Annotated in this window: 10 protein-coding genes and 1 pseudogene; 6 read left to right on the top strand and 5 right to left on the bottom strand. The window is 74.3% G+C overall.

What is annotated here, in order from left to right; all coding sequences use genetic code 11:
* Positions 1-266 (bottom strand): annotated as a pseudogene (locus ACIBSW_RS35900) (endoglucanase); the annotation flags it as partial.
* Between the two features lie 193 nt (positions 267-459).
* Positions 460-1,887 (bottom strand): alpha/beta hydrolase, encoded by a 1,428-nt coding sequence (locus ACIBSW_RS35895; RefSeq protein ID WP_354730781.1) that lies wholly within the window; start codon positions 1,885-1,887, stop codon positions 460-462.
* A gap of 132 nt (positions 1,888-2,019) precedes the next feature.
* Between ACIBSW_RS35895 and ACIBSW_RS35890 the strand changes: the two genes are divergently transcribed.
* Together ACIBSW_RS35890 and ACIBSW_RS35885 are read left to right on the top strand one after the other, a co-directional pair.
* Positions 2,020-3,192, top strand: a complete 1,173-nt coding sequence (locus ACIBSW_RS35890) for a sensor histidine kinase (protein ID WP_404799562.1) — start codon at positions 2,020-2,022, stop codon at positions 3,190-3,192.
* On the top strand, positions 3,171-3,938 hold the full coding sequence (locus ACIBSW_RS35885) for a response regulator transcription factor (RefSeq protein WP_354730702.1): 768 nt from the start codon (positions 3,171-3,173) through the stop codon (positions 3,936-3,938). The genes ACIBSW_RS35890 and ACIBSW_RS35885 overlap by 22 nt, the downstream gene beginning before the upstream one ends.
* Here the strand turns inward: ACIBSW_RS35885 and ACIBSW_RS35880 are convergent.
* Positions 3,843-4,316, bottom strand: coding sequence for an NUDIX hydrolase (locus tag ACIBSW_RS35880; protein WP_354730704.1), 474 nt, complete (start codon positions 4,314-4,316; stop codon positions 3,843-3,845). The two genes, ACIBSW_RS35885 and ACIBSW_RS35880, sit on opposite strands and share 96 nt — an antisense overlap.
* 94 nt (positions 4,317-4,410) lie before the next feature.
* Here ACIBSW_RS35880 and trpB point away from each other — a divergent pair, with 94 nt between their 5' ends.
* Genes trpB through ACIBSW_RS35865 form a run of 3 tightly spaced genes read left to right on the top strand, consistent with a single transcriptional unit; the run spans position 4,411 to position 7,110 of the window.
* Entirely contained in the window at positions 4,411-5,565 is a 1,155-nt protein-coding gene (gene trpB / locus ACIBSW_RS35875; protein ID WP_354730706.1) for a tryptophan synthase subunit beta, read from the top strand.
* A complete protein-coding gene (trpA, locus tag ACIBSW_RS35870) occupies positions 5,562-6,413 on the top strand; it encodes a tryptophan synthase subunit alpha (protein ID WP_354730708.1) in 852 nt (283 codons plus the stop codon). The genes trpB and trpA overlap by 4 nt, the downstream gene beginning before the upstream one ends.
* Positions 6,373-7,110, top strand: coding sequence for a GntR family transcriptional regulator (locus ACIBSW_RS35865; RefSeq protein WP_404799564.1), 738 nt, complete (start codon positions 6,373-6,375; stop codon positions 7,108-7,110). The genes trpA and ACIBSW_RS35865 overlap by 41 nt, the downstream gene beginning before the upstream one ends.
* On the opposite strand, the gene ACIBSW_RS35860 is transcribed toward ACIBSW_RS35865, so the two are convergent.
* The gene (locus ACIBSW_RS35860; protein ID WP_404799561.1) at positions 7,073-7,795 is read right to left on the bottom strand and encodes a class I SAM-dependent methyltransferase; all 723 of its coding nucleotides are present in this window, start codon (positions 7,793-7,795) and stop codon (positions 7,073-7,075) included. The two genes, ACIBSW_RS35865 and ACIBSW_RS35860, sit on opposite strands and share 38 nt — an antisense overlap.
* 110 nt (positions 7,796-7,905) lie before the next feature.
* Here ACIBSW_RS35860 and ACIBSW_RS35855 point away from each other — a divergent pair, with 110 nt between their 5' ends.
* A complete protein-coding gene (locus ACIBSW_RS35855) occupies positions 7,906-8,802 on the top strand; it encodes a hypothetical protein (protein ID WP_354728712.1) in 897 nt (298 codons plus the stop codon).
* Between the two features lie 125 nt (positions 8,803-8,927).
* Here ACIBSW_RS35855 and ACIBSW_RS35850 read toward each other — a convergent pair whose 3' ends face one another.
* Complete coding sequence (locus tag ACIBSW_RS35850) at positions 8,928-10,040, bottom strand: hypothetical protein (protein ID WP_354728714.1); 1,113 nt, start codon at positions 10,038-10,040, stop codon at positions 8,928-8,930.
* Positions 10,041-10,148 lie beyond the last annotated feature (108 nt).

The following is a 10,148-nucleotide window of genomic DNA, read 5'->3' as shown; positions in this document are numbered from 1 at the left end:
TCGTCACCCTTGTGATAGGTGTGGAAAATGCTCGCGGTGCGCCCGGAGAGCTTCTCCCAGGCCTTCAGCTCGGCGTCACGCGGGTTGCTGGTGAAGCCACCGGCGGCGGCACCCCACAGCACGCCACAGGAGGGCACCAGGTTCGCGCCGGTCTGACACGGCTTGGCCGGCGCGGCCGTGGCGGCCGTGGTGCCGGCCATGGCAGTTCCGGCGCCAAGGGCCATCGCGGCCAGGACGGTCAACGACTTCGCAAACTTGATACGCACTTTCGGTTTCCCCCCGTTGTCCGGCCGCAGGTTCGGCCGGGCATGGGGAGAACAATCCGGTCCGCCCGGTGCGCGCTCCGGTCCCGAACAGGTGCCGCCCGGTTGCGAACCAACCGAACAGCGAAACCTGAGGATTTCGGCGCTGAAAAACCTCGCCAGACGGGTAATACCGGACACAAAAGGCCCTTGCCGCTCATCGATACGTCTGCGTCAGCACGCCGTCCATGACGGTGGCGAAGCGGTCGGGCCGTTCGAAGAGCGCGCGGTGGCCGGCGTCCGCCACGACGGTCAGGTGCTTGGCGAATGCCTCGAGCAGGGCGTACCACTGGTCGAAGAGGACCGCGAGGCAGCGCATCTCGTGGCCGCCCTGCACGAAGTAGACCGGCACCCCGAGGCGCGGCGCGTCCCGGCGCAGGTCGATGTCCTGCATCCGGGGGTAGAGCGCGTTCCAGGTGTCCAGCAGCGCGTTGAGGGTGTGCGCCTTCTGCAGCAGCGTGAACTCCTCGACGTCCAGGTTCTCGAACGCGCCGTCGACACCCTCGTCCAGACCGCTGCGGTCGTAGTCGTACGCCGCGTTCTGATGGAGCATGAGCGGCTCGTACGAGTACACATCCGGGTAAGGCGGCGGCCCGAGGGCGGTGAGCCGCCGGACGAGGTCGGCACGCCCGGTGGCCCGCGCCCAGGCCAGCACGTCGGTATAACAGATCCCGTCGGTGGCCCGCACGTCGACGGCCTGCCCGGTGCCGATGTAGGCCCGGTACAGCTCGGGCCGCCGGGACACCGCCAGCACCCCGAGGATCGACCCGCCGGAGTGCCCGAGCAGATAGATCTTCTCCTGGGCGAAACGCCGGCGCAGGTGGTCCGTGACGCCGATGATGTCGTCGACCTCGCCGTCGGGGGTGACCGTCATGGTCGGGTCCAGCGCCGGATAGGCCGAGCCGCCACCGCGCCGGTCCAGGGTGACCACCACGAAGCGGCGTTCGAGGGCCGCCAGGTGCCGGCGCACCGAGCCGAACTCGGAGCCGCCGGGCGCGCCGGGCACGAAGAGCAGGACCGGCGCGGACGTGTCGGCGCCGCGGATCATCAGGCCCAGCCGGTGCCCGCCCACCTCGACGTGGGTCAGCTCGGCGACGCTGCGCGGGCCCGGGATCGGCGCGGTCCGGGCGGGCACGGCCACCGCCACCGTCGCCGTCAGTACCGCCGCCGCCGCGATCGCGGTGAGCGCCCGGCGCACGTACCGGGAGATTCGGCCGCCCTGGGTGCCGCGCCGGGCCAGGCCCGCGCCGTACGCGGCGCCCAGCGCCATCGGCAGCGCCGTCAGCAGGAGCTGCACGCCCCGGCCCGTCGCCAGCACGATGAAGCCGAACGCGCTCGCGTGCGGCGCGTCCGCCGACGGGCCGTCCGCCCGCAGCCGGAGCAGCTCCAGGGCGACCACGAACACCGCCGGCGCGACCAGCATCGACCAGCGGGAGCGGCTCGCCCAGCCCGCGAGGCCGCCGGCCGCCGCGCTCAGCGCGACCGACCACAGCACCTCCGCGCCGGTCAGCGGGCCGCGCGGCATCCACGCGCCCGCGACGATCCCCCACAGCGCCGCCGGCGCCCACCACATCCGATTCAGCATGGCCCGAGCCTGGCCGCGGCCGCCGCCCGCGCGCATCGGCCCGCGGATCCGGTACGGGCACCTACTTCGGTATGGGGTCGCCGCGACCTCCGGCGGTGCCCGCCCGCCGTGGCGGCCCGTAGGCTCGGCGGCATGTCCGCGTTGCTGTTCGCGCTGCTCGTGCCGGGTCCCCGCGCGGCGGCCCGGAACCGGCTCGCCGACGGCATCGCCGTGGCGCTCGCATTCGGGTACGGCGCCCTGATGCTGCGGCTCGGCGACGCGACCCGCGAGGGCGCGCCCCTGCCCTGGTACGCCGATGCCGCGCTGGGCACGCTCGGCTGCCTCGTCCTGCTGTGGCGCCGCCACCGTCCGGTCGCGGTCGTCGTGGTGCTGCTGCCGCTGACGGCGGTCTCGGTCATGGCGACCGGCGCCGTGCTCGTCGCGCTGTTCACCGTCGCGATCCGCCGCCGGGGCACGGTCGCCCTGCTGCTGGCCGCGGCCTACGTCGCCCTGGTCCCGGTGTACTACCTGCTCCACGACGACCCGGAGTTCCCGCTCTGGGTCGACCTCGTGGTGCGGGCCTGCACCGCGGCGGGCGCGCTCGGCTGGGGCATGTTCGTCGGCGCGTACCGCCGGCTGACGGAGTCGCTGCGCGAGCACGCCGCCCGGCTGGAGGCCGAGCAGCAGCTGCGCGTCGACCAGGCCCGGCTGACCGAGCGGGCGCGGATCGCGCGGGAGATGCACGACGTGCTCGCGCACCGGATGTCGATGGTCAGCCTGCACGCCGGCGCGCTGGAGGTGCGCACCGACGCCCGCCCGGAGGAGATCGCGATCGCGGCGGGCGCGATCCGGGCCAGCGCCCACGAGGCGCTCCAGGAGCTGCGCGGGGTGATCGGGGTGCTGCGCGAGGGCGCCGCGGGCCGGCCCGAGCCGCCGCAGCCCGGCCTGGCCGACGTGCCGGACCTGGTGGCCGGCGCCCGGGCGATGGGCCTGACGGTCGGCTACCGGTGCGAGCCGGCGGCGGCCGGGCCGCCGGTGCTGCTGGGCCGCACGGCGTACCGGATCGTGCAGGAGGGTCTGACCAACGCGCGCAAGCACGCGCCGGGCGCGCGGGTCGAGGTGCTGCTCTCCGGCGCGGCCGGCGCCGAGCTGCGGATCCGGATCACCAACCCGTGCGGCCCGGCGGCGGGCCCGCCCGAGGTGCCGGGCGCGGGCGCGGGCCTGATCGGCGTCGGCGAGCGGGTGGCGCTGGCCGGCGGCCGCGTCGAGTACGGCCGGCGCGGCGACGCGTTCCGCCTCGAGGCGTGGCTGCCGTGGCCGACCTGACCGCCCGGCCCATCCGGCTGGCCATCGTCGACGACGATCCGCTGGTCCGGGCCGGGCTGCGGATCCTGCTCGGCGGCTCGCCCGACATCGAGGTCGTCGCCGAGGCCGGCGACGGCGCGGACGCCACGGCCCTCGCGGACGCGCACTGGCCCGACGTCGTGCTGATGGACATCCGGATGCCGCGGATCGACGGCCTGACCGCCACCCGGCGGCTCCGGTCGCGCCCGTCGCCGCCCCAGGTCATCGTGCTGACCACGTTCAACGCCGACGAGCACGTGCTGGACGCGCTGCGCGCCGGCGCCAGCGGCTTCCTGCTCAAGGACACCCCGCCCCGCGACATCATCGAGGCGGTCCGCACGGTGGCCGCCGGCTCTGCCACGCTGTCCCCGGCCGTCATCCGCCAGCTCATCGACCACGTCGCGGACCCCGCCGCCGGGCCGCGCCGCGACCGCGCCCGCACCAGCCTGGCCCGGCTCACCGACCGGGAGCGCGCGGTGGCCGTCACCCTGGGCCGGGGCTGGTCGAACGCGGAGATCGCCGCCGAACTCACCATGAGCGTGCCGACGGTGAAGGGCCACGTCTCCCGCCTGCTGTCCAAGCTCGGCCTGAACAACCGCGTCCAGGTCGCGCTCCTGGTGCACGACGCGGAGTTAGTGCCGGATCAGGCCGCCGACCGGCACGGGATCGACGTGGCCGGTCGCCGGAGCGGTCCGGGCCAGGGCGAGGCCGACGTCGACCAGCGATGACCGGCGCAGGGCGGCGACGTTGTCCAGCGGTGTCCAGACCGACTGGGCGGTCTGGCCGTTCGGTTCGGGGCGCGGCAGGCCGCCGGTGATGCGAACCCGGTAGAAGACGCCGACATTGTGGTGGTCGGGCCCACCGGGTATCGCACGCTCGGCCGCGGGGATCTCCCTGGAGTCCACGCCCAGCAGGCGTTCGACCACCGCCTCGCAGCCGGTCTCCTCGGCGACCTCCCGGATCACCGCATCGAACGGATCCTCGGCGTGCTCGACCCCGCCGCCCGGAAGGGTCCAGTTCGTCTCGCCGCTCGGTGACACGTGACAGGCGAGCAGCACCCGCCCGTCCTCGACGCAGACGGCGTACGCCGCCAGCCGGAGACTCATGGCGTACACGGTAGCCGGGGCCTTAAAGTTCTATAACTCTCCCGATAGTTATGGCATACTGCCGGAGGAGTTATAGAACTTTGGAGGCGAGACGATGACCGTTGTGATGGATCCGCCCGCGGCCGGCGGGCGCTTCGGGGAGTTCGGCGGGCGGTACGTCCCGGAGTCGCTGATCCCGGCCTGCGCCGCCGTCGAGGAGGCGTTCCGGGCCGCCTGGGCCGACCCGGAGTTCCACCGCGAGCTGGACGCCTACCGGACCACCTACGCCGGGCGGCCCACCCCGCTGACCCCGGCCCGCAACCTCTCCGCCGAGCTCGGCATCACCCTGCTGCTCAAGCGCGAGGACCTCGCACACACCGGCTCACACAAGATCAATAACGTGCTGGGGCAGGCGCTGCTCGCCCGCCGGATGGGCCGCGGCCGGCTGATCGCCGAGACCGGCGCCGGCCAGCACGGGGTGGCGACGGCGACGGCGGCGGCGCTGTTCGGCCTGCGGGCCACGGTCTTCATGGGCGAGCGCGACATCGAGCGCCAGCGGCTCAACGTCTTCCGGATGACCATGCTCGGCGCCGAGGTGGTGCCGGTGACCACCGGCAGCCGCACCCTCAAGGACGCCACCAACGAGGCGATGCGGCACTGGGTCTCGGCCGTCGACGACGCGCACTTCTGCCTGGGGTCGGTCGCCGGCCCGCACCCGTACCCGTGGATGGTCCGGGAATTTCAGCGGGTGATCGGGGACGAGGCGCGCGGGCAGTGCCCGGACCCGGACGTCGTGGTCGCCTGCGTGGGCGGCGGCTCCAACGCGGCGGGCACGTTCGCGGGCTTCGTGGACACGCCCGCCCGCCTCGTCGGCGTGGAGGCCGCGGGCGGCGCGGCGATGTCCTCGGGCTCGCCGGGCGTGCTGCACGGCTCGCGGTCGCTGCTGCTGCAGGACGAGCACGGCCAGGTCGCGGAGGCGCAGTCGATCGCGGCGGGCCTCGACTATCCGGGTGTCGGCCCGGAGCACGCGCACCTCGGCGCGTCGGGCCGCGCCCGCTACGTGACCGTCACCGACGACGAGGTGGTCCGCGCGGTGCGCCGGCTCGCCGAGCGGGAGGGGATCATCTGCGCGCTCGAGTCCGCGCACGCGGTGGCGTGGGTGCTGCGCGCCGCCGGCACGCCGGAGCTGCCGGCCGGTTCGACGGTGCTGCTGACCCTGTCGGGCCGCGGCGACAAGGACGTCTCACAGCTGATGGAGGGCCTGCGATGAACCACGACCACCACCCCACGACGGCCGGCGACACCGCGACCGGCGGTCGCCCCGGGCTCGGCGCGTCGTTGCGGGCCGCCGGGCGGCCGCTGCTCGTGCCCTACGTGACCGGCGGCGTCACCGCGGGCTGGACCGACTACCTGCTCGCCTACCAGGAGGCCGGCGCGGACGCGATCGAGGTCGGGCTCCCGTTCTCCGACCCGATGCTCGACGGCGCGACCATCCAGCAGGCCTCCGACACCGCGCTCGCCCGCGGCGCCACCATGGACTTGATCCTCGACGACCTGCGGGACACGCCGCTGCGCGTGCCGGTGGTCGTCATGACGTACGCGAATCTGGTCCTGCGCGACGGAATCGCCCGGCTCGCCGCCGCCGGGGTCTCCGGCCTGATCGTGCCCGACCTGCCGCTGGAGGAGTCCGGGCCGCTCGAGGCCGCGGCGGCCGCCGCCGGCATCGACCTGGTCCTGCTGGCCGCGCCCGCCACCCCCGACGACCGGCTGCGCGAGATCTGCGCCCGCAGCCGCGGATTCGTGTACGCGATCAGCGTCATGGACACCACCGGCGAGCGCGGCACCCTGGCCGGCACGGCGACCGCGCTGGCGGCCCGGGTCAAGGCGGTCACCGACCTGCCGGTGCTGGTCGGCTTCGGGATCTCCACGCCCGCGCAGGCCGCCGAGGCGGGACGCGCCGGGGACGGTGCCGTGGTCGCGTCGGCGCTCATGCGTAGGGTTCTCGACGGGGCCACGCCCGCCGACCTCGGCCGGGCGGTCGCGGCCCTCCGCGCCGCACTCGACCTGGGGGTGTCTCCTGGAACGCCGCACGCCGAAGTATCAGGTCATCGCGGCTGACCTCACCGCGAAGATCCGCGGCGGTGAGCTGCCGCCGGGTTCCGCGCTGCCGCCGCAACGGGAGCTCAGCTCCGCGTACGGGGTGACGCTGGTGACCCTGCGCCAGGCCCTGCGGCAGCTGGAGGACGACGGCCTGCTCTCGCAGCAGCCGGGCCGCGGCACTTTCGTGGCCGAGCCGAAGGCGGCCTACCGCCTGGACTCGCTGCGCGGGCTGGCCGAGGACCTGCGCGCGCAGGGCCGCACGGTCAGCACCCAGATCCTGGGCCAGACGCTGCGCCGCCCACCCGCCTGGGTGGCGGCGTGGCTCGGCACCGACCGGGCGCTGCGGCTGGAGCGGCTGCGCCTGCTGGCCGGCCGCCCCGCCGTGCACCAGCTCTCCTGGGTCCGCTCACCCGCCGGCGCCGCCCTACGCGACACGGACCTGAGCGATACCTCCCTGTACGCGGCGCTCGCCGGCCACGGCGTCGTCGTGCACCGTGCCTCGGAGGTGCTGCGCCCGGAGCTGCTGTCCGCGCCGGTGGCGGACCTGCTGCGGCAGGACGCGGGCACCCCGGTGTTCGTCTCGGACCGGATCACCTACGGCCTGGACGACCGGCCGATCGTCGTCGACCGGGCGACGATCCTGGGCACGGCGATGGAGGTACGCACCGAGCGCGCCGCTACCGGCCTGTCGATGCAGTGGGCGTCGTCTTCCTGAACGCCACCAGGGTGTACACCGGGTCGGGGCGCCGCCGGTCCTGATCCGGCAGCGCGGCCAGGTCCAGCTCCCGCAGCCAGCCGGCCGGCAGACCGCGCAGCTCACGCGGCGAGAGACCCTGCCCGACGCCGACGAACGTCGTCTCCCCGGCGGGCACCAGCCCGCGCGCGGCCGCCAGCGCCGTGACGCGTTCCCACGCGTCGGCGGCCAGCGGGCCGTGCTCGCGCCGCGAGCTCGCCGCCAGGTCGGCGAGATCGCTCGGCCCGACCAGCCGCGACTGTTCCTTGTCGACGGTGGTGATCAGCACCCCGCCGGCGCGCAGCACCCGCGCGGCCTCCGCCACGACCGGGCCGGCGTCGCTCAGCAGGTGCAGCAGCCAGACCGACACGACCGCGTCGGCCCGGCCCGGCCGCAGCGGGAGCCGGGTGGCGTCGCCGCGCACGGCCCGCCCGCCGAGGCGCCCGGCGGCGCGGGCGAGCATCCCGGACGACCGGTCGACCGCGACGACGACCCGGCCCGGGCGCCGCAGCCGGGTGCTGACGATCCCGGTACCGGCGCCGACGTCGATCACCGTGCCGGCGCCGGACGGCAGCAGGCGCTCGACGGCCCGCGCCGCCTCGTCGGCCCGCGCCTCTCCCCCGCGCGAGTCGTCGTAACGGTCGGCTTCCCGGTCGTAGTCGAGCACGCCACGAACCTACCGCCGCGCGCAGGTTCCCGACCGTCCGGCGCTGCGACCGTACCGGCCGCCGATTCGAGGGTTCTCTATGCAGCCCGCGCGCTGTGACAATGCTTCCCGTGGAGGCGATCGAGGTCGCGTGTGACGAGTCCGGCTACGAGGGCGAGAAGCTCATCGACACCCCAACCGACGTGTTCGCCCACGCGGCCGTACGCCTCGGCGCGGACACCGCGCGGGCCTGCCTCGCGGAGCTGCGCGACCGGATCCGCGCCTCGGCGGCCCAGCACACCGGCCAACTGCTGGAGCTGCCCCGCTCGGTGCTGGTCTGGCTGCTCGGCCCGTCCAGCCCGCTGTTCCGGCGCGCGCACGTCTACGTCATCGACAAGGTCTACTTCGTCCTCGGCAAGCTCACCGACCTGCTGCTCGCCGACCCGACCACCGCCGGGCTCTCCGCCGACCGCCCGGCCCGGGCCCTGTCCGACCAGCTGTTCGCCGGCCGCCCCGGCCACGACTACCTGGTCGCCGCCAACCGCCTGCTCTGCGGCCGGGACCGCCAGGACGTCCGCGGCCCGGTGGAGACCTTCTACCGGGTGGCCGGCGAGCTCGGCGGCCGGGCCCGCGCCGAGGCGTTCCGGGTCCGGCTGCGCGACGAACCCTCGCTCTGCGTGCTCGATCCGCTGATCCCTGCGGTGGTACGCACGGTCGGGCGCTGGGGCGCCGACGGTACGCCGGTGTCGATCCTGCACGACCGGGTGATGATGCCGCCGGACGGGCGCTTCACCCGGATCGGTCCGCTGCTGGCACCGCCGCTGCGGCTGGCCGGGCTGCGGCTCGCGCCGGCCGAGGCCGAGCCGCGGATCCAGCTCGCCGACATCCTCGCCGGCACCGTCCGCAAGATCGCCCAGGCCGAGCTGCGCGGCGTCGGCGACGCCGAGCTGACCACGCTGGTCCGCCCCTACCTCGACCCGTACTCGATCTGGGGCGACCGCCGCAGCTGGGCGCTGCTCAGCGCCTGACGGGTCCGTCCAGGTGACCGCGGCCCTGTCACCGTCTCCCCCGACCTGCTCTCGCCTTCCAGAACTGCAACCGGGTCGCGGCCTTCCGCTTCAGCGCGGTCGGCGGCGAGCGGGCCAAGGCCTGATCACCAATCGCATTGCCTGACGATCTCCTGAGCGAGGTCATCGACGGTCCGGCCGTCGGTGTCGATACGCACGTCGCCGATGCCGGCGAACTCCAGTGCTTCGGCCTGCGCGACCGCAGCCTCATGGGCTCGATCGAGCACGGCGGCGGCTTGTCCGCGCAGCTCGTCGCCGGCGATAGGAGGGCCGCCTCCCGAACCGCGCAGCCGGATCCGTTCGCGTAGCTGGTCGGAACCGGCGTGGAGCCGGTACAGGGTGATGTCGGCCGCGAGCAGGGCGTCGGCGTAAAGCCGCACGTCGTTTGACTGCTCGACGGAGCCGACGACGACCAGCCGGCGCGCGCCGTACCCGGAGAAGTGCTGCCACACGGCGGCGAGATTGGCGGCCTTGAGCCGGTGGTTGTTTCGGTCGGGCCCCGATGATGGGCGGAGGAAGCCGATCTGCTGGAGGTCGACGAACCCGGTGACATGCCCCGCGCGCCGTGACGACTGGGCCACCTCGTAGCCGACGGTCGATTTGCCGACCGCTGTCGCGCCGCACACCCAGACGATCTGGCCAGGCGTGGCCACCGGTTCCGTCCAGGGACCCGGATACCGGGCCGGATAGACCGGCAGCCGGCTGCGGACGGTCGCGAGCACCTCGGCGGCCGTCAGCCCGGTGGTATCCACGCATGGGTACGGCAGCCCGCTGTTGTCAAGCAACTCCGCCTCGCGCAGCGCGAGGTCCCGCTGCTCGCCCGGACGGTCCCGCGTCGTCAGACGCCGACGCAGCTCGGCCTGGTCGCAGCGCAGCCGCAGCACGCTCAGCTCGGCGTGTGCCAGGTACTTGGTGTGGATCCCGCGCCGGGAGTCGATGTATCCCGAGACAACAAGGCAGGTGGCGCCCGCCGCCCGGAAGTTGGTCACCGCGCGGCCGAGGATCCGTGCCTCCAGGACCGTTCGCGCCGGGTCGGAGGGGATCACCGGAAAGCACATGCCCACTTGATCGATGTCAACGTGGCCGGCGCCGGACAGCCCGGTAAACAGCTCCCAGCCGACAGTTGACTTGCCCACGCCCGACGGGCCACACAACCACAGCACTGGAAGGAGACCGGACACGGGCGAAGAGTCGCGCATCGCCGGATCCGTCGGCAACCACGTTTCGGTGCATCAAGCTGCCGCGCAGCCAGATCACTCGGCGTGACTGGGCAACGGAGTACGCTCACGATCTTGCTAGTGCGACCC

The organism is Actinoplanes sp. NPDC049668, assembly GCF_044465445.1.
Lineage (GTDB): Bacteria > Actinomycetota > Actinomycetes > Mycobacteriales > Micromonosporaceae > Actinoplanes.
This window is presented reverse-complemented; position numbering and strand designations above follow the sequence as displayed.